The sequence below is a fragment of the Rhodococcus sp. 05-339-2 genome (assembly GCF_002258965.1).
Taxonomy (GTDB): Bacteria; Actinomycetota; Actinomycetes; order Mycobacteriales; family Mycobacteriaceae; genus Rhodococcoides.
This window is the reverse complement of the sequence record NZ_NOYW01000006.1, coordinates 118,040-137,237: the sequence shown is the minus strand read 5'-3', so window position 1 is coordinate 137,237 and position 19,198 is coordinate 118,040. Positions and strand designations below refer to the sequence as shown.

Below are 19,198 nucleotides of genomic sequence, written 5' to 3'. Positions count from 1 at the left end.
TGCTCTCTGGGGCACTCAACCACGCCACTGGGGCGTAGCCGCACATGTCACTGCGGCGTAGCCGCACTGATCACCTTCTGTAGGTGCAGGCCTCGGTGTACCGAGCATTCGTGATCGACACCCTTGTCGACCGACTCGAGGAATTCGTCCAGCAGGACGGCGAAGCAGTCGGTCGACGAGGTCGATCGATCGGTGAGTGTCTCGACTCCGTCGGTGCCGCTGAGTTCTATCCGCATCAGAGACGGCATGATCGGCGTCCGCAGGGACAACTGCACTGTGCTGCGGGCTCCGCCTTCGTGTTCGAGCAGCACCGTCCAACTGTCCGACGCCACCTCTCGGTGCGAGTAGGCAACGCGCGCAATGGTTCCCAGCGCTGCATCGAGCAGATCGAACACGTGTGGTCCGATGTCGAGGATCGCCCCGTCGTCGTGTCGCCACTGGGAGTTCGCGTACGCCCCGCCGAGGACGGCACCGGAAAACCAGGTTCCCGAGCCCGCGGCCCACGCGCGACCGGCGGCCGCGTCGAGGAATCGCCTTGTCTCCGGGGCGAATCGGAGGGTCAGCGTCACCATCGAGCGCACGCCCGCTGCCGTCACCGCCGAGGCCAGTTCCTCGGCCTCGGCCACTGTTGCGGCAATCGGCTTGTCCAGCAACACATGTTTGCCTGCCTGGACCGCGCGGAGCGCGTACCCGGCTTGCACGGCCGGTGGTACCGCGAAGGCCACCGCGTCGACCGCGCTCAGCAGGGCTTCGAACGATTCGAAGACCGGTGCCCCCATCTCGGCCGCCGCCTCGGGCCGTCGGGCCCACACTCCGGCGAAGTCGACGGCGGGATGAGCGAGCAACGAGGGGGCTTGAGTCTTGCGGGCCCAGGGGCCCGCTCCGACGAGTCCGATCTTCATAGGTGTCGACGGTAGTCCGCATGGACACGAGCTGGGGTCGGCGACCTACAGTGTTTCAATGGCCGTTTCGAATCCCCAGCATCCCGCGTACGGACTACGCCGGCAGGTGACGCCGACCGCGTCGGTTCTGCTCGCCGACAACCCGGGCAAGATGACCCTCGACGGAACCAACACCTGGATTCTCCAGGCACCGGGTTCCGAGGAATGCATCGTCGTCGATCCGGGGCCGAAGGACCGAGCCCACCTCGACGCCGTCGCCGCGTCGGGCACGGTGGTGCTGACCCTGGTGACCCATCGCCACGCCGATCACACCGGCGGGCTGAAGCGTTTTCACCGAAAGACGGCGGCTCCGGTGCGCGCGGTCGGGGAGAAGTTCCTGCACGGGGACGGCGCTGCTCTGGCCCACGGCGAGGTCATCGAGGCCGCGGGTCTTCGGATCGAGGTTCTGCACACGCCGGGTCACACCGCGGATTCGGTGAGTTTCGTGCTCGACGACGCGGTCCTGACGGGAGATACCGTCCTCGGCCGCGGCACCACGGTGCTCGACCCGAAGGACGGCTCGCTCGCGGATTATCTGCAGTCGTTGGACCGGCTCGAAGCGGCCGGTGCGGGGAAGACCGTGCTTCCCGGTCACGGGCCGGAGTTGCCGGACACCGCCGAGGTGGCGCGGGCGTATCGCGCTCACCGTCGGCAGCGGCTGGATCAGGTTCGCTCGGCGCTCGCCGAACTCGGCGAGAACGCGAAACCGATGCAGGTGGTACGCCACGTCTATGCGGACGTGGACAAGAAGTTGTGGCCTGCTGCGCGGATGTCGGTCAAGACGCAGCTGGCCTACCTCCGCGAGAGCTAGCGAGCTCGGCGTGCCAGACGCTCGGAGTCCGAGATCAGCACGGACTTGCCCTCGAGGCGCAGCCATCCGCGGTGTGCGAAGTCGGCCAGTGCCTTGTTGACGGTCTCGCGAGAGGCGCCGACGAGCTGAGCGATCTCTTCCTGCGTCAGGTCGTGGGTGACGCGCAGCGAGCCCGCTTCCTGGGTGCCGAAGCGCTGGGCCAGCTGCAGCAGCGCCTTCGCGACGCGTCCGGGAACGTCGGTGAAGATGAGGTCGGCCAGGTTGTTGTTGGTGCGACGCAACCGGCGGGCCAGCACGCGCAGCAACTGCTCGGCGATCTCCGGGCGCTGATCGATCCAGTCCTTGAGCGCAGCTCGATCCATGCTGACCGCGCGCACCTCGGTGACCGTGGTGGCCGAGGACGTACGGGGGCCGGGGTCGAAGATCGACAGCTCGCCGAACATGTCCGACGGTCCCATGATCGTCAGCAGGTTCTCGCGACCGTCGGGGGAGCGTCGCCCGAGCTTGATCTTGCCGGAGACGATGATGTAGAGCCGGTCTCCGGGCTCGCCCTCGTTGAACACGACGTGTCCGCGGGGGAAATCGACAGGCTGCAGCTGCTTCGTCAGTGCCGCAACCGCAGAGGGTTCGACTCCTTGGAAGATGCCGGCCCGTGCCAGGACGTCGTCCACTTGCGCTCCTTTTGGGATGTCGGTGACGCGGCAACCCGCACCACCGAAAGCGTTTGTACACAGTTCGTGCCATGCACCGAACTGCGGTGCAGTTCAGGCGTCGACGCCGACCAGATGATCAAACACAACAATTACCTCAGGGGAGTCTACTTCGAGTCGGTGGAAACCGAGTGATCGACGCCACCACAGGTTGCCAGAGGTCTCGGGTGTGTGTTCCCGTTCACCTGAAATTCATCGAAATTACGACCAATGGGACGAAACGTGCGCTCAGCTGGCTCGTTGGTCGACCATGCCGTCGCGCGTGTCGACGGTCCGCGGCGGGGTCTGGCGGCGTTTGCGGGTGTTGAATCGGGCCAGTGCGTGCGGGAAGCCCTCGTTCGCCAGAGTGGCGACCTCGGACGTGCTCGCCTGATCGAGGAACTCCTGTACTTCCTGCTCTCGGACGCCGAGCTTGCTGAGCCGGAACTCGACGCGTTCCATCGCGAGTGCGAAGAGCATGAGTAGTACCGGAAAGAGCACCACGGCGAGTCCTTGCATACCGGCCAGTTAACACCGAAAAGGTCTCGATACAAACACAGCCCACTCCTGCCGCGAGGAACGTTACGCATTCTTGTCCGTACAGTTGTGGAGTGGATTCGACAGCTCCGAAACGCCCCGACGTGCGCAAACGCGAAGAGACGCACCTCGGGCTCGTGCGCCGAGCTCGGCGGATGAACCGGACGTTGAACACTGCGTTCCCACACGTGTACTGCGAACTGGACTTCACCACGCCCCTCGAACTCGCCGTCGCGACCATCCTGTCCGCGCAGTGCACCGACAAGCGCGTCAACATGGTCACCCCGGCACTGTTCGTGAAATACCGCACAGCACGCGACTACGCCGAGGCGGACCGCACCGAGCTCGAGGAGTACATCCGCACCACGGGGTTCTACCGAAACAAGGCGAACTCACTGATCGGACTCGGACAGAAGTTGCTGGAGAACTTCGACGGCGAGGTGCCCGCGACGTTGAAGGATCTCGTCACCCTTCCCGGGATCGGCCGCAAGACGGCCAACGTCGTGCTCGGCAATGCCTTCGATGTTCCGGGAATCACCGTCGACACCCATTTCGGACGGCTCGTGCGGCGGTGGCAGTGGACCGAGGAGGAGGACCCGGTCAAGGTCGAGCACGCCGTCGGCGCACTCATCGAACGCAAGGAGTGGACGCTGCTCTCGCATCGAGTCATCTTTCACGGTCGACGCGTCTGCCACGCTCGTACACCCGCATGTGGGGTGTGCGTCCTCGCCAAGGACTGCCCGTCCTTCGGCACCGGTCCGACCGACCCCGCCGCTGCGGCCGCGTTGGTGAAGGGCCCGGAAACCGACCACCTCCTCGCCCTTGCCGGAATCGTGCCGTGAACAGATCTGCTCTGCGGTGGTCACTGGTCGCTCTGATCCTGGTGGTCGGGATGGTCTACGCGCTGTGGCCCCGAAGCGACGCGCCGACCGCCCAACCCACGGACTCTCCCGGCCTCGGGCAGCGGGCACCGGGCACGGACGAGCGTCGCGCAGCCGACACCGCCGAGGCCCTTGCCCCGCTGCGGCGCGACGCAGGTCTGACCCCATGTCCGACGCCGTCGGGTGCTGCATCCGGTCCGCTGACCGGCGTCACCCTCGAATGCATCGGCGACGGCTCGTCCGTCGATCTCGGCCAGGTGCTGGCGGGCCGACCGGCGCTGCTCAACATCTGGGCGTACTGGTGCGGGCCCTGCGCCGAAGAGCTGCCCTATCTGCAGCAGTACGCCGAACGGGCGGGCGAGAAGATCGAGGTCCTGACGGTGCACAACGACGCCAACGAAGCCAACGGCCTGACTCGGCTCACCGACTACGGCGTCACTCTGCCCGGCGTTCAGGACGGCGCGGGCAGAGTCGCCGCCGCCGTCGGAGCGCCCAACGTGCTGCCCGTTTCCGTTTTGATATCTGCGGATGGCACTGTCGCCAAGGTGCTGCCACAACCCTTCCGGAGCGTCGACGACATCGCCGACGCCGTCCGCGTCAACCTCGGAGTCGACTCGTGACCGCACCCGACTGGCTCGGGCGCATGATCGACGTCGCAGGCAGGGCGGGCGGACTCACCGACACCACCGGCACCAACCCCGTGCTGCAGCGTCAAGCGCCGCCGTCCGACCGGCCGCGGTCCGCAGCCGTGCTGGTGCTGTTCGGCGGCACACCCGTCGCCGATCCCGGTGCGCCCGGCGGACTGCCTGCCGACGCCGACGTCCTGCTGACCCAGCGTGCATCGACACTGCGAGATCACAGCGGGCAGATCGCCTTTCCCGGCGGAGCCACCGACCCGGGCGACGACGGCCCGATCGGCACGGCACTGCGGGAGGCGCAGGAAGAGACCGGGCTCGACCCGGCAGGCGTCGTCCCGTTGGCGACGATGCCGGGAATCTACGTTCCGCCCTCGCGCTTCGACGTGGTTCCTGTGCTCTCGTACTGGGAGCGGCCGACCCCGGTTCGCGTCGTCGATCCCGGCGAGACCGAGAGAGTGGTGCGAGTTCCGTTGCGCGAGTTGCTCGATCCGAACAACAGATTCCAGGTACGCCACCCTGCGGGATACCAGGGTCCCGCGTTCGCTGTGCAGGGCATGCTGGTGTGGGGCTTCACGGGCGGTATCCTGGCGGGTCTGCTGGCTGTATCGGGCTGGGAGCCCGAGTGGGACACGGGGGACATACGCGATCTGGAGGCCAGCTTGACTGCGGTAGGAGCGAGGCTCGATCGGTGACAGGTTCAGGGTGGGTCGATATCGCGGTGGTTGCCATCGCACTGCTGGCGGCGACGTCGGGATGGCGGCAGGGGGCGGTGGCGTCGGCGCTGGCGTTTCTCGGTGTCGTGCTCGGGGCCGTCGCCGGCATTCTGGTGGCACCGCACGTGCTCGAACACGTCGACGGTTCGCGGACGCGGGTGTTCGTCGGAATCGCGCTGATCGTGGTGTTGGTGATCGTCGGTGAGGTGGCCGGCATGGTTCTCGGTCGGGCATTGCGCAGCGGAATCCATTCGCGCGCAGCACGATCGGTCGACAGCACCATCGGTGCCGGGTTGCAGGCCGCAGCCGTTCTCGCGGCCGCGTGGCTGCTCGCCATTCCGCTGACGTCGTCCTCGCAGCCCGAGGTCGCCAGCGCTGTGCGCGGCTCGACGGTTCTGGGCAAAGTCGACGAGGTGGCGCCCGACTGGTTGCGTCAGGTGCCCAAGGAATTCTCGGCGCTGCTCGATACGTCCGGGCTTCCCGACGTCATCGGACCGTTCGGACGCACTCCGGTCGCGAATGTCGCCGCACCCGATTCCGGGATCGCAGCTGGACCGATTCCGGTGCAACTGCAATCGAGCGTCATCAAGATCAACGGCATCGCGCCGAGCTGCCAGAAGGCGTTGGAAGGTTCGGGTTTCGTCGTCGGATCGGATCTGGTGATGACCAACGCGCACGTCGTCGCAGGCACGTCCGAGGTGACGGTCGATTCGCCCAACGGACCGCTCGACGCCGACGTCGTGTTGTTCGATCCGGAAGAAGACGTTGCCGTGCTTCGGGTTTCGGAGCTTCAGGCCCCGGTCTTGCCGTTCGCGCCGGCACCTGCCGAATCCGGAACCGACGCCATCGTGCTCGGCTACCCCGGGGGCGGGCCGTACACGGCGAGCCCGGCGCGCATCCGCGAGATCATCAACCTCAGCGGACCGGACATCTACCGCACCGGCACCGTCCAACGCGAGGTCTACACCGTCCGCGGATCGGTGCGGCAGGGCAATTCCGGTGGACCGCTGGTCAACTCGTCCGGTGAGGTACTCGGTGTGGTGTTCGGCGCGGCGGTCGACGACCCCGACACCGGATTCGTGCTGACCGCGTCGGAGATCGCGGACGAGCTCGCGCAGAGTTTCGATGCCCCGGTGCCGGTGGGCACGGGCGACTGCATCGTCTAGCGCTCGCGCACGACCCGCAGGATCTCCTCCGACACCACGTCGGGGGATTCCTGGTGCACGTAATGCCCCACGTCTCGCACTGTTCGACGCGTCAGCCCCGGAGCCCAGTGCCGATCTCTGTCGAGGGTGGTGGGCAGGACGTACGGGTCCAGGTCGCCGCTGATCTGCGCGACGCGAATCGAGGTGCGGACGTCCACGGCGTCCATGAAGCGGCGGCCGTCGGAACGGAACTGACTGCGGAACGCCCAGCGCTGATATTCCAGTGCGCAGTGCGCAGCCCCCGGAATACGGATGGCCGACCGCATCTTGGCCGTGGTGTCCGCGAAATCCTCGGTGCGCTGCCACGCGTTCCCGGCGCGGCTGCTCATCAGTTCTTCCACCGCGACACCGCCTCGACGCGTCAGCAGCCTCTCGGGGCGCAGCGGAACCTGGTAGCGAACGAAGTGGGGCAGCAGGGCGGCGCGTTGGGCTGAGTCCTTCAACACGGAGCGACGCAGAGAGATGGGATGCGGCGCGTTGACGAGCACCATCGAGTTCACCAGGCGGGGGTGCAGCGCTGCACTGGCCCAGCAGACGAGACCGCCGTCGGCGTGGCCGACGAAGGTGGCGTTCGGGTAACCGAGTGCTCGAACCAGGCCGACGATGTCGCCCGCCAGGGTCCACCCGTCGTAGCCGCGTGGAGGTTTGTCGGAGTCACCGTATCCGCGCAGGTCGACGGCAATGGCGCGAACACCCGACCGCGACAGTGCCTCGAGTTGGTGTCGCCAGGAGTACCAGAAGTCGGCGAAGCCGTGCAGCAGAACCACCAACGGTGCGTCCGGTGCGTGTTCGCCGACCTCGACGACATGGAACCGAATTCCGTTGGCGTGGATGTCGCGGTGAATCCACCGTCCCGGATATCGGACCGTGGACGGATCGGGCTGATTCATACTGCTCGACTCGCCGGGCTACTACTTCTTGTAGCCGGGAACTCCGGGGATGGAATCGTGCTGGTTCGGCAGCACCGTCGACGCCTGCTTGAGCGAGTCGATGGTCTTCTCGGGCTTGCGCAACTTCTTGACCCTGCGGTATCCGAGGAATCCGAACAGCGCCGCCGCCAACACCATGACGGCGAACACGATCAGGAATGCCGCCCAGCGGTAGAGCCACACGTCCAGCAGTTCGGCGGCGAAGAAGAAGAAGAAGAACGAGCTGAACAGCAACACCGTCAACGCGATGATGAAGAAGACGCTGCCCTGCAGTCCCTTCTTGACCTCGCCGGTGACCTCGGCCTTGGCGAGGGCGACTTCGGCGCGTACGAGCGTCGAGACCTGAGTGGTGGCGTCCTTGACGAGGTTTCCGATGCTGGCGCTACCAGGGGTGCGGGCATCGACATCGGTCAGAGGTATCGACGAAATCGTGTTCGGGACGCCGTTGCCGTATCCCTTGTCATTGCTGACGCTCAACTCTCGACCCCTTGTAATTGCTCTGCTCGGTGTTGTGCGGAAGATCGTATCGACAGTAGTGCCTAGATAGCAGATTAACTGTTTCCCGCTAGTCGAGCGACGCTCGGCTGTCGTGGCCGGGTACCTCCGCGTCCGCGAGGGCAAACACGACAATGTTGCACGAACCGGCAACGAACAGCCCCGGGGCGTGAAATTCTCAGGTGTTCATCAGGTAATTTGCAGGGAACTTCCCCCTTCAGGAGCATTCGTGAGTTCAGCACACGCCGTCACCGCCGACGGTGCCATTCCCGCACCCCAGGTGCCGCGGTCGCGCATCGTGATCGCCTCGATGGTCGGCACGTCCATCGAGTTCTTCGACTTCTACATCTACGCCACCGCCGCAGTGCTCGTCTTCCCGCGTCTGTTCTTCCCCGCGGGCAACGACACCACCGCTCTGCTGGCGTCGTTCGCGACCTTCGGCCTGGCGTTCATCGCGCGGCCCGTCGGGTCGATTCTGTTCGGCCACTTCGGCGATCGCATCGGACGCAAGGCGACGCTCGTCGGCTCCCTGCTGACGATGGGTGTCGCGACGTTCGCGATCGGGCTGTTGCCGACGTACGCCGCGGTCGGCCTGTGGGCTCCGGCTCTGCTGGCGATCATGCGCTTCACCCAGGGCGTCGGTCTCGGCGGCGAGTGGAGCGGTGCAGCGTTGCTGGCCACCGAAACCGCCAAGCCGGGCAAGCGAGCGTGGGCGGCGATGTACCCGCAGCTGGGCGCGCCGATCGGCTTCTTCTTCGCCAACGGCATCTTCCTGCTCATCGTCATCGCGACGGGCTACGACTCCGTGAACTCGGGCACCGATCACGCGTTCCTCACATGGGGTTGGCGAATCCCGTTCCTGCTCAGCGCCGTCATGGTCATCATCGGCCTGTACGTGCGGCTCAAGCTGGAGGAGACGCCGGTGTTCAAGCTGGCCGTCGAGCGGGGCCAGAAGGTCAAGACCCCGCTGGCGCAGGTGTTCAAGACCAGTTGGCGTCAGCTGATCATCGGAACGTTCGTCATGCTCGCCACCTACACGCTGTTCTACATCATGACCACGTGGGTGGTCAGCTACGGAACGGGCAAGGTGGCCGACGTCAACGGCCCCAAGCTGGCCATCCCGTACACCGACTTCCTCGAGCTCCAGCTGATCGCGGTGCTGTTCTTCGCGGCGCTGATTCCGGTGGCCGGACTGCTGGCCGACAAGTACGGCCGTCGCCCCACGCTGATCGTCATCACGTCGGCGATCGTGCTGTTCGGTCTGTCGTTCCACTGGTTCGCAGATCCGGCGTCCGCCTCGGCAGGCAAGATGCTGGTGTTCATGTGCGTCGGCCTCGGGCTGATGGGCCTGACCTTCGGACCGATGAGTGCCGTTCTGCCCGAGCTGTTTCCGACGAACGTTCGGTACACGGGCTCGGGAATCTCGTACAACACCGCGTCGATCCTCGGTGCCGCAGTGGCACCGTTCATCGCCACCTGGCTGGTGAGCAGCTACGGCGTCGGCTGGGTGGGCGTGTACCTCGCCATCGCCGCAGCGTTGACGCTGATCTCGCTGATCATCATGAAGGAAACACGAGATCAGTCGCTCGACAGCGTGTAGAGCGGCTGCGCCGCACGTGAGCGGAAATTCGTAGCAGGGGTCGAATTTCCGCTCACGTGGGTCCGCTCGTTTTCGTCCGCTGCGACGATTGACGGGCGATTGTCAGCAACTTGATCGCACATCCTCAGGATCGGGGGCAACAGTGATCGACTGTGACCGTCCTCGAACGCGACATCGCTCGCCCGCGCTGGGCAATGCCCACTCTCGCCGCCCTTCTCGTTGCGACCGCAGGGGCCTACGCCCTCGATCTGAACCGCGAGCACTGGGGTAATTCCTTCTACGCAGCCGCCGTTCAAGCCGGCTCGGTGAGCTGGAAGGCCTTCCTCTTCGGTTCGTCCGACGCCGCGAACTCCATCACGGTGGACAAGCCGCCTGCGTCGCTGTGGATCATGGAACTGTCCGTGCGGATCTTCGGCCTCAACTCGTGGTCGCTGCTGCTACCGCAGGTGCTGATGGCTGTGCTGAGCGTGGGAATCATGTACGCGATCGTCGCCCGTCGATTCGGCTACGGGGCCGCATCGATCGCGGGTGCGGTATTGGCGACGACGCCGACCTTCGCCCTGATGTTCCGCTACGACAATCCCGACGCCCTTCTCACCCTCACCTTGTTGGGGGCAGCGTGGGCGATGCTTCACGCGCTCGAGGACGGGCGAACTCGATGGTTGGTGCTCACCGGAGCTGTTGTCGGCCTGGGGTTTCTGACGAAGCAACTCCAGGCGTTCCTCGTCGTGCCGGCTCTTGCCGGGACGTACGCGGCCTTCGGTCCACCGAGGCTCGGCGTTCGACTTCTCCAGCTACTGGCGGCCGGTGCGGCGGTGCTCGTGACGGCCGGGTGGTGGGTCGCGATCGTCCAGTTGGTTCCGGCTGCCGACCGGCCGTGGGTCGGCGGGTCGAAGACCGACAGCATTCTGGACCTGACGTTCGGCTACAACGGCCTGGGCCGACTGACGGGAAACGAACACGGCGGCGTCGCGGAGTCGTTCTCGGGCAGTGCAGGCCCGGCCGGGCACGGCGCGCAGACGGGCATCACCCGCTTGTTCGCGGCCGCCCAGGGTGGTCAGATCTCGTGGCTGATTCCGGCTGCGCTGGTGCTCGTGGTGGCGGGAATCATCATGCGCGGCACAGCTCCTCGACGGGACTTCGCTCGCGCCTGGTTCGTGATGTGGGGATTGTGGCTCGTCGGGTGCTCGCTGGTGTTCAGCTTCATGTCGGGCACCTTCCACTCGTACTACACGATCGTGATCGCGCCGGCGATCGCCGCGATCGTCGGCGCTGCCCTGCGTGAACTGTGGGTGCGACGCGAGAGAGTTTGGGGGCGTGTGATTCTCGCGCTCGTTTCGGCTGTTACCACGGCAACGTCGTTCGTCTTTCTCGCCCGCACTCCCGACTTCGTGCCGTGGCTTCGCTGGGTCGTGTTGGCAGCGGGAGTGATCGTGGCCGTCGCGCTGCTGTTCCGGGGATCTCGGCAGGCATCGATGGCGTTGGGAGCAGTCGCTCTGGCTGTCGCGTTGGCGGGGCCGGTCGCGTATGTCGCCGACACTGTCGTCACCCCGCACAGTGGGGGAGGTCCATCGGCGGGCCCCTCGATTCCGTCCGAGGCGGCAGGGTCCAGAACCGGAGTGCGCGACGACAGTGCCGGGCACTCGACGCACTTCAGTGCCCAGGCACCGGACGACGAACTGACCGGGCTGCTCGAATCCGGTGCACAGCACTACACCTGGGTGGCGGCGACGATCGGATCCAACGCCGCCGCGGGCCTACAGCTCGCGACCGACGACCCGGTGATGCCGGTGGGCGGGTTCTCCGGAACCGACCCGTCGCCCACGCTCGACCAGTTCCGGGCCGACGTGGCAGCCGGGAAAATCCACTACTTCATCGCCGGCAACGACAAGAACCGACCGTCGGCGATCGATGATTGGGTGACAGCGACCTTCACACCCGAAACCGTCGGCGACTACACGGTGTTCGATCTGAGCGGCTGCGCCGCATGTGAGTGAAACTTCGTAGCAGGCTACGAAGTTTCACTCACATGGGAGCGCTAGCGACCCTTCGTGATCGCCTCGAACACCTTCGGGTCGACGAGGGTGGACACGTCGCCGAGTTCGCGACCCTCGGCCACGTCGCGCAGCAGGCGACGCATGATTTTGCCCGATCGGGTCTTCGGCAGCTCGGGAACGATGGAGATCTCCCGCGGCTTGGCGATCGGCGAAATCTCCTTGGAGACCTGAGCTTTGAGTTCGGCGATCAACGCATCGCCGGTGTTCTCCTCGCCGCCGCGCAGGATGACGAACGCGACGATACCCTGCCCGGTGGTCTCGTCGGCGGCACCGACCACTGCGGCCTCGGCGACACTGTGATGGCTGACCAGGGCCGACTCCACCTCGGAGGTGGAGATGCGGTGGCCGGAGACGTTCATGACGTCGTCGACGCGGCCGAGGACCCACAGGGCACCGTCCTCGTCGTACTTGGCGCCGTCACCGGCGAAGTACCAGCCCTCCTCGGCGTAGCGCGACCAGTACGTTTCCTTGTAGCGGTCCATGTCGCCCCAGATGCCGCGCAGCATCGACGGCCACGGCTCGTCGAGGACGAGATAACCGTTGCCGCCGTTGCCCAGTGGCTTGGCGTCGTCGTCGACGATCTTGGCGGAGATACCGGGCAGCGGGGCCATCGCGGAGCCCGGCTTGGTGGCGGTGACGCCGGGCAGCGGGGAGATCATGATCGCGCCGGTCTCGGTCTGCCACCAGGTATCGACGATCGGTGCGCTGCCGCCACCGACGACGTCGCGGAACCAGCGCCACGCCTCGGGGTTGATCGGCTCGCCGACGGAACCGAGCAGACGGATCGAGGACAGATCGTGGGCCTCGGGGATTTCCTTGCCCCACTTCATGAACGTGCGCACGAGGGTGGGAGAGGTGTAGTAGATCGAGACCTTGTACTTCTCGATGACGTTCCAATGCCGGTGCTCGTCGGGCGAATTGGGCGTTCCCTCGTAGACGACCTGCGTGGCGCGGTTGGAGAGCGGGCCGTAGACGATGTAGGAGTGTCCGGTGACCCAGCCGATGTCGGCGGTGCACCAGTAGACGTCCTTGCCTGCCTTGTGGTCGAAGACGTTGTGGTGGGTGTACGAGGTCTGCGTCAGGTAGCCGCCGGAGGTGTGAATGATGCCCTTGGGCTTACCCGTCGTCCCCGAGGTGTAGAGGATGAACAGTGGATGCTCGGCGGGGAAAGGCTGTGCCTCATGCTCTTTCGATGCCTTCGCGACGGTCTCGTGCCACCACAGATCGCGTCCGTCGGTCCAGGCGACGTCGGAGTCGGTGCGCTTGACGACGAGGACGTGTTCGATCGAAGCCGCCCCGTCGACGGCCTCGTCGACGGTGTCCTTGATGGGGGCGGGCTTGCCGCGTCGCCACTGGCCGTCGGTGGTGATGACGAGCTTGGCTTCGGCGTCGTCGATGCGTGAGCGCAGTGCGGTGGCCGAGAAGCCGGCGAAGACGACCGAGTGGGTCAGGCCCAGGCGTGCGCACGCGAGGATCGAGACGATGGCCTCGGGGATCATGGGCATGTAGATCGCGACGCGGTCGCCGGAGGCGAGGCCGAGTTCGGTCAGGGTGTTGGCGGCCTGGCTGACGTCTGCGAGCAGATCGGAGTAGGTGACGTCGCGGCTGTCGCCTGGCTCGCCTTCCCAGTGGATGGCCACCTGGTCGCCGTGTCCGTCGAGGACGTGGCGGTCGACGCAGTTGTAGGCGACGTTGAGCTCGCCGTCGGCGAACCACTTGGCTACGGGGGCGTCGGACCAGTCGAGTACTTCGGTGAACGGGGTGTGCCAGTGGAGTCGGCGAGCCTGTTCGGCCCAGAAGCCGAGTCGGTCCTCCTCGGCGGCGGCGTAGAGCTCGGCCCCGGCGTTCGCCGTAGCCGTGAACTCGGCCGACGGCGCGTAGGAGGCAACCGCGGTCTCGTCGGTTCCGGAGGTACTGGTCGTCATCTCGAATAGCTCACTTTCGTCCGGTGCATTTCGCTCATGAAACTGCACTCCCGTGCCTGTCTCGAGCCCCTTGTGAGGGTAGTCACATGTGATGGCGATCGCACCGTTGCAATCGCCTGCAACCCCCTGATCTGCGGTGATCGGTAGTTTCTGCACGCTGGGCGGTCATCGGGGCCGTCGGCGTTGACCCGTGGCGACGAGGATGTCCGAACTGTGAGAAATCGACTTGCCGAAACGTTTCGATCATGTTTCCGGCTTACTCACGGGTCAGCAAAAGTTGGGGGAGTTCACATGTTCGTTTCAGGATGTGTCTAAAGTCCATCCCATCAGATCGTTGGAACGGCCCACCTGCCGTGCCATGCGGTCGCCCACGAATCCCCGGGCGTCGCGCCCGAGGAACTGAGCACGGATGACCCCGTGTTCACATCTGGATGGAGGATTTTCTTGCGTATCAAACGTGCCGCGGTCGTCACCACGGCTGTGCTGATGAGTGCGAGCCTGCTCGCCGCCTGTGGCGGTGGAGGCTCGAGTTCCGGTGGCAGTGCCGACGGGATCTACAGCATCTACATCGGTGAGCCGGAGAATCCGCTGGTTCCCGGTAACACCACCGAGAGCGAAGGCAGCCAGGTCCTTGAGGCCCTCTTCACTCCGCTGGTCACGTTCAACGACGAGGACAACAGCGTCGAGTACAACGGCGTTGCCGAGTCCGTCGAATCCGAGGACAACACCACCTGGACCATCAAGCTCAAGGACGGCTGGACGTTCCACGACGGCACCCCCGTCACGGCCGAGTCCTACACCAAGGCGTGGAGCTACAACGCGTTGAGCACCAACGCATTCGGTGCCTCGTACTTCTTCGAGAACATCGAAGGCTACGCGGATCTGCAGGGTAGCGACACCGCCGAGCCCGTCGCAACCGAACTGAGCGGTCTGAACGTCGTCGACGAGACGACCTTCACCGTCAAGCTCACCGGACCGTTCGCCATCTTCCCGCTCACGCTGGGATACACGGCATTCGACCCGCTGCCCGAGGCGTTCTACGCCGACCCCGATGCATACGGTGCCCGCCCGATCGGTAACGGCCCGTTCAAGGCCGACTCGGACTTCGTTCCGGGACAGGGCTTCACCGTCACCAAGTACGACGACTACAAGGGCGACAACCCGGCTCAGTCCGCAGGCGTCAACTTCAAGGTCTACACCGAGCTGAACACCGGCTACAACGATGTTCAGGGCGGCGGACTCGACGTCATGCTCGATCTGCCCGAGGATGCGTGGGCCACGGCTCGTGACCAGTTCGGTGACCGCTACGGCGAGCGTGCGCGTCCCGACATCACGTCCCTCGGTTTCCCCACCTACGACCCGCGCTTCCAGGATCCGAGGGTGCGCAAGGCATTCTCGATGGCCATCGATCGTCAGGCCATCGCCACCGCGATCTTCACCGATACCCGTACCCCGGCAGGATCTTTCGCCTCGCCCGTCGTCGACGGATACCGCGAGGACGCCTGCGGTGCGAACTGTGAGCTCAACCCGGACGAGGCCAACCGTCTGCTCGACGAGGCCGGGTTCGACCGCAGCCAGCCGGTGGACCTGTGGTTCAACGCCGGTGCGGGCCACGATTCGTGGATGACCGCCGTGGGCAACCAGTTGCGTGACAACCTGGGCGTGAACTACGCACTGCGCGGCGACCTCCAGTTCGCGCAGTACCTGCCGCTGCAGGACGCCAAGGGAATGACCGGCCCGTTCCGCTCGGGTTGGATCATGGACTACCCGTCGATCTACAACTTCCTCTCCCCGTTGTACTCGGCAGCCGCAACCCCGCCGGCAGGTAGCAACTACGTCTTCTTCAACGACCCGGCATTCGACGCCGCGTTGGCCGAAGGCAACAACGCTGCAGATATCGACACGGCAACGGCGGACTACCAGAAGGCAGAGGACATCCTGATCGACCAGATGCCCGCTACCCCGCTGTTCTACGGCCTGAACCAGGCTGTGTGGTCCGATCGCGTCTCCGACGTCAAGATCGACAACCGAGGCAACATCGTTCTCGAGGACGTCGTAGTCAGCTGACGATAAATTCCGGTGGGTGGCAACCATGCGTGATCGGTTGTCACCCACCGGGTCTCGTTCAACCGTGGGTCGGATACGTCTCACGCCGACCTGCGCCGGCAAGACCCGAGGCGCAGGTTCGTCCCTTGTTCAAGGAGAAGACACACAGTGGGTCGCTACATCACTCGCCGATTACTGCTGACGATTCCCGTCCTGATCGGCTCCTCGTTCTTGATCTTCGCGATGGTCTACGCGCTACCGGGTGATCCCATCCGCGCCCTCGCTGGAGATCGTCCCCTCGCCCCCGGCGTCGTCGCCCAGCTGCGAGACGAGTTCAACCTCGACGACAACCTGTTCGTGCAGTACTTCAAGTACATCGGCGGCTTCTTCCAGGGCGACTTCGGCACCGACTTCTCCGGTCGTCCCGTCCTCGACACCATCGAGCGGGCACTTCCGGTCACGGTCCGATTGACCATCGTGGCCGTCGTCATCGAAACCGTCATCGGTATCGCCGCGGGTGTGCTCGCCGCCCTCAAGCGCGGATCGTTCTTCGACAACCTGGTGCTCATCTCGACGACGCTGCTGGTGTCGGTGCCGGTGTTCGTTCTCGGCTTCATCGCCCAGTTCACCCTCGGTCTGAAGTTGGGCCTCTTCCCGATCTCGGGCATCAACGACGGCTGGTCGAGCTTCCTGCTCCCCGGCCTCGTGCTCGCATCGCTGTCGATGGCCTACGTCGCCCGGTTGACCCGGACGTCGGTCGCCGAGTCGATGGCCGCGGATTACATCCGCACCGCGAAGTCGAAGGGAATCAGCAACCGGCGCATCATCTTTCGGCACGCCCTGCGCAACTCGCTGATTCCCGTCGTCACCTTCATCGGTGCCGACGTCGGTGGCCTGCTGGGCGGTGCCATCGTGACCGAGACGGTGTTCAACCTGCCAGGTCTCGGCCGCGCGATCTACGACGGTCTCGCCCGTCAGGAAGGTGCCGTCGTCGTCGGCATCGTCACGCTCTTCGTGTTCTTCTACATCTTCTTCAACCTCGTGGTGGACGTTCTCTACGCGGTTCTCGATCCAAGGATTCGCTATGAATAAAGAAGATTCGAGCGCAGCTCAGCACGCCGCAGACGAGGGCCTGCCCGGCAACGTCATCACCGGCGAGGCCGTCGAGTTGGTCGGTCAGGCCAGCCTGTGGGGCAATGCGTGGAAGTTCCTGCGGAAGAGCCCGTTCTTCATCATCGGCACGTTCCTGCTGTTGGTGCTGTTGGTGATGGCGGTGTTCCCGCAGCTGTTCGCCCGCGGCATCGATCCGCGCGTGTGCTCGCTGTCCGATTCCCGTCAGAGTCCCAGCGCTGCACACTGGTTCGGCACCGATGTCCAGGGCTGCGACTACTACGCCAACGTCATCTACGGTGCGCGGATCTCGCTGTCGATCGGTGTGCTCTCGGTCATCGGTGTGCTCATCATCGGCGTCCTGATCGGTGCTCTCGCCGGGTACTTCGGCGGAATCACCGACAGCATCCTGGCTCGCTTCACCGACGTGTTCTTCGGAATCCCGCTGCTGCTCGGTGCCCTGATCCTGCTCACCGTCACGGCCCAGCGCACCATCTTCACCGTCTCGCTCGCCCTGGTGGCCTTCGGCTGGATGACGGCGATGCGATTGGTTCGATCATCGGTGATCTCGATCAAGAACAGTGAATACGTCCAGGCTGCACAGGCATTGGGGGCGTCGACCTACCGCATATTGGTGCGACACATCCTGCCCAACGCTCTGGCTCCGGTGATCATCTACGCGACCATCTCGGTCGGTACGTTCATCGCGGCCGAGGCGACGCTGACCTTCCTCGGAATCGGATTGCAAGCTCCCGAGATCTCCTGGGGCCTGCAGATCAACCTCGGTCAGAACGTGTTCCTGACGGCACCGCACCTGGTGCTGTTCCCGGCCGCGTTCCTCTCCGTCACGGTGTTGGCGTTCATCATGCTCGGCGACGCACTCCGTGACGCACTCGATCCGAAACGGAACTGACATGAGTATTGCGAAGGACACCGTTCTGAGCGTGACCGATCTGACGGTCGAGTTCGAGGTCGACAAGGTCTGGCGCAAGGCGGTCGATACCGTCTCGTTCACGGTCGCCTCCGGCGAGGTGCTGGCCATCGTCGGTGAATCCGGCTCCGGCAAGTCGACCACCGCCATGGCCGTCCCGGGTCTGCTGGCCGATAATTCGCGGGTGTCGGGCAGCATCAAGCTGGGTGAGAAGGAACTGGTCGGGCTACCCGAGAAGCAGCTCGCACCCATCCGCGGCAAGAACGTCGCGGTGATCTTCCAGGAACCGATGACGGCGCTCAATCCGGTGTACTCGATCGGCTGGCAGATCACCGAGGCCATTCGGGCACACACTTCGCTGTCGAAGAAGGAAGCCAAGGCGCGGGCCGTCGAACTCCTGAAGCTCGTCGAGATGCCGGATCCGGAGACGCGGGTCGACTTCTACCCGCACCAGCTCTCCGGTGGTCAGCGTCAGCGCGCCATGATCGCCCAGGCACTGTCCTCGGATCCGTCCCTGCTGATCGCGGACGAGCCGACCACGGCTCTGGACGTGACGGTGCAGGCCGAGATCCTCGACCTGATGCGAGACCTGCGTAACCGAATCGATGCGTCGATCGTGCTGATCACCCACGACATGGGCGTGGTGGCCGACATGGCCGATCGCATCGTGGTGATGAAGGACGGCGTCATCGTCGAAACCGATGCTGCGCAAACTATTTTCAAGAACGCGTCGCATCCGTACACGCAGCAGTTGCTCGCCTCGGTTCCGCACCTGGGCAGCAGCATCGAGGCCGTGACCGCCGGGAGGATCGCCGAGCCGAGTGCCGTCGAGGAGACCCGGGCACTGAGCATCGTCGACGGTGTCATCGAGTATCCGGGCCGCACCGTGTTCCGGGCCGTCGACGGGGTCAGCCTCGACATCGAGATGGGTGAGGTCGTCGGGCTCGTCGGTGAATCGGGCTCGGGTAAGTCCACGATCGGCAAGGCCGTGGTGGGACTGAACAAGCTCACCGGCGGCTCGTTGTCGATCGCAGGGGTCGACATCACCAACCTGTCGAATCGCGAACTGCGGTCGGTGCGCAGCAAGGTCGGCATCGTGTTCCAGGATCCGGGTTCGTCGCTGAACCCACGCTGGCCGATCGGACAGTCGATTGCCGAGCCGATGCTGTTGCACACCGAGCACAGTGCTGCAGAGCGGAACCGCAAGGTCGAGGAATTGCTCGACCGGGTCCACCTGTCGCGGACCATGCGCAACCGCTATCCGCACCAGCTGTCCGGCGGTCAACGTCAGCGAGTCGGTATCGCGCGGGCACTCGCCCTGGAGCCGACGCTGCTGGTGGCCGACGAACCGACGTCTGCGCTCGACGTGTCAGTGCAGGCCAAGGTGCTCGAGCTGTTCAAGGAACTCCAGCACGAGTACGGGTTCGCATGCCTGTTCATCAGTCACGACCTCGCTGTCGTGGAGGTGCTGGCCAAGCGCATCGCGGTGTTGAACAAGGGCAAGCTGGCCGAGTTCGGTACGACGGACCAGATTCTGCGTCGTCCGACCAACGAGTACACCAAGCGGTTGCTCGCGGCTGTTCCAGTGCCGGACCCGGCCGAACAGGCCAAGCGTCGTCAGGCGCGCGCCGAGCTGTTGGCGGCAGGAGCGAAGTAGGCGACAACGCCGAGTGGGGGAGGGGGTACCGTC

Annotated in this window: 17 protein-coding genes; 11 read left to right on the top strand and 6 right to left on the bottom strand. The window is 65.1% G+C overall.

Annotated features, from left to right (window positions below):
- Nucleotides 1-47: 47 nt before the first annotated feature.
- Nucleotides 48-902 carry a Gfo/Idh/MocA family protein gene (locus tag CH273_RS05555; RefSeq protein WP_032395260.1) on the bottom strand — a complete coding sequence of 285 codons (855 nt, stop codon included), beginning with the start codon at nucleotides 900-902 and terminating at the stop codon, nucleotides 48-50.
- A gap of 58 nt (nucleotides 903-960) precedes the next feature.
- Here CH273_RS05555 and CH273_RS05550 point away from each other — a divergent pair, with 58 nt between their 5' ends.
- Nucleotides 961-1,752 (top strand): MBL fold metallo-hydrolase, encoded by a 792-nt coding sequence (locus tag CH273_RS05550; RefSeq protein WP_032395259.1) that lies wholly within the window; start codon nucleotides 961-963, stop codon nucleotides 1,750-1,752.
- Here CH273_RS05550 and CH273_RS05545 read toward each other — a convergent pair.
- The gene (locus CH273_RS05545) at nucleotides 1,749-2,423 is read right to left on the bottom strand and encodes a Crp/Fnr family transcriptional regulator (RefSeq protein ID WP_027494494.1); all 675 of its coding nucleotides are present in this window, start codon (nucleotides 2,421-2,423) and stop codon (nucleotides 1,749-1,751) included. The genes CH273_RS05550 and CH273_RS05545 overlap by 4 nt on opposite strands.
- A 267-nt stretch (nucleotides 2,424-2,690) precedes the next feature.
- A complete protein-coding gene (locus tag CH273_RS05540; protein WP_032395258.1) occupies nucleotides 2,691-2,960 on the bottom strand; it encodes a hypothetical protein in 270 nt (89 codons plus the stop codon).
- A 92-nt stretch (nucleotides 2,961-3,052) separates the two neighbouring features.
- On the opposite strand from CH273_RS05540, the gene nth reads away from it, so the two are divergent.
- Genes nth through marP form a run of 4 tightly spaced genes read left to right on the top strand, consistent with a single transcriptional unit; the run spans nucleotide 3,053 to nucleotide 6,376 of the window.
- Nucleotides 3,053-3,820 carry an endonuclease III gene (gene nth, locus CH273_RS05535; RefSeq protein ID WP_032395257.1) on the top strand — a complete coding sequence of 256 codons (768 nt, stop codon included), beginning with the start codon at nucleotides 3,053-3,055 and terminating at the stop codon, nucleotides 3,818-3,820.
- Between the two features lie 50 nt (nucleotides 3,821-3,870).
- Nucleotides 3,871-4,479: a TlpA family protein disulfide reductase gene (locus CH273_RS05530; RefSeq protein WP_052049547.1), complete on the top strand. Its 609-nt coding sequence runs from the start codon at nucleotides 3,871-3,873 to the stop codon at nucleotides 4,477-4,479.
- A gap of 23 nt (nucleotides 4,480-4,502) precedes the next feature.
- Nucleotides 4,503-5,189 carry an NUDIX hydrolase gene (locus tag CH273_RS05525; protein ID WP_032395560.1) on the top strand — a complete coding sequence of 229 codons (687 nt, stop codon included), beginning with the start codon at nucleotides 4,503-4,505 and terminating at the stop codon, nucleotides 5,187-5,189.
- Nucleotides 5,186-6,376 (top strand): acid resistance serine protease MarP, encoded by a 1,191-nt coding sequence (marP, locus tag CH273_RS05520; protein ID WP_032395255.1) that lies wholly within the window; start codon nucleotides 5,186-5,188, stop codon nucleotides 6,374-6,376. Before CH273_RS05525 ends, marP begins: the two co-directional genes overlap by 4 nt.
- On the opposite strand, the gene CH273_RS05515 is transcribed toward marP, so the two are convergent.
- Together CH273_RS05515 and CH273_RS05510 are read right to left on the bottom strand one after the other, a co-directional pair.
- Nucleotides 6,373-7,305, bottom strand: a complete 933-nt coding sequence (locus CH273_RS05515) for an alpha/beta fold hydrolase (protein ID WP_032395254.1) — start codon at nucleotides 7,303-7,305, stop codon at nucleotides 6,373-6,375. The genes marP and CH273_RS05515 overlap by 4 nt on opposite strands.
- Before the next feature lie 21 nt (nucleotides 7,306-7,326).
- On the bottom strand, nucleotides 7,327-7,821 hold the full coding sequence (locus tag CH273_RS05510; protein ID WP_032395253.1) for a phage holin family protein: 495 nt from the start codon (nucleotides 7,819-7,821) through the stop codon (nucleotides 7,327-7,329).
- Between the two features lie 247 nt (nucleotides 7,822-8,068).
- On the opposite strand from CH273_RS05510, the gene CH273_RS05505 reads away from it, so the two are divergent.
- Together CH273_RS05505 and CH273_RS05500 are read left to right on the top strand one after the other, a co-directional pair.
- Complete coding sequence (locus CH273_RS05505) at nucleotides 8,069-9,439, top strand: MFS transporter (protein ID WP_045200857.1); 1,371 nt, start codon at nucleotides 8,069-8,071, stop codon at nucleotides 9,437-9,439.
- Between the two features lie 152 nt (nucleotides 9,440-9,591).
- Entirely contained in the window at nucleotides 9,592-11,436 is a 1,845-nt protein-coding gene (locus CH273_RS05500) for a glycosyltransferase family 39 protein (protein WP_032395252.1), read from the top strand.
- A 41-nt stretch (nucleotides 11,437-11,477) separates the two neighbouring features.
- Here CH273_RS05500 and acs read toward each other — a convergent pair whose 3' ends face one another.
- Nucleotides 11,478-13,421: an acetate--CoA ligase gene (gene acs / locus CH273_RS05495; protein ID WP_032395558.1), complete on the bottom strand. Its 1,944-nt coding sequence runs from the start codon at nucleotides 13,419-13,421 to the stop codon at nucleotides 11,478-11,480.
- A gap of 444 nt (nucleotides 13,422-13,865) precedes the next feature.
- Here acs and CH273_RS05490 point away from each other — a divergent pair, with 444 nt between their 5' ends.
- The 4 genes from CH273_RS05490 to CH273_RS05475 all read left to right on the top strand — a co-directional run bounded on the left by CH273_RS05490 (nucleotide 13,866) and on the right by CH273_RS05475 (nucleotide 19,165).
- The gene (locus CH273_RS05490) at nucleotides 13,866-15,488 is read left to right on the top strand and encodes a peptide ABC transporter substrate-binding protein (RefSeq protein ID WP_032395251.1); all 1,623 of its coding nucleotides are present in this window, start codon (nucleotides 13,866-13,868) and stop codon (nucleotides 15,486-15,488) included.
- Between the two features lie 147 nt (nucleotides 15,489-15,635).
- Entirely contained in the window at nucleotides 15,636-16,559 is a 924-nt protein-coding gene (locus CH273_RS05485) for an ABC transporter permease (RefSeq protein ID WP_032395250.1), read from the top strand.
- On the top strand, nucleotides 16,552-17,490 hold the full coding sequence (locus CH273_RS05480; protein WP_094637965.1) for an ABC transporter permease: 939 nt from the start codon (nucleotides 16,552-16,554) through the stop codon (nucleotides 17,488-17,490). Before CH273_RS05485 ends, CH273_RS05480 begins: the two co-directional genes overlap by 8 nt.
- Before the next feature lies 1 nt (nucleotide 17,491).
- Nucleotides 17,492-19,165, top strand: a complete 1,674-nt coding sequence (locus CH273_RS05475; RefSeq protein ID WP_032395249.1) for an ABC transporter ATP-binding protein — start codon at nucleotides 17,492-17,494, stop codon at nucleotides 19,163-19,165.
- The last annotated feature ends 33 nt before the right edge of the window (nucleotides 19,166-19,198 follow it).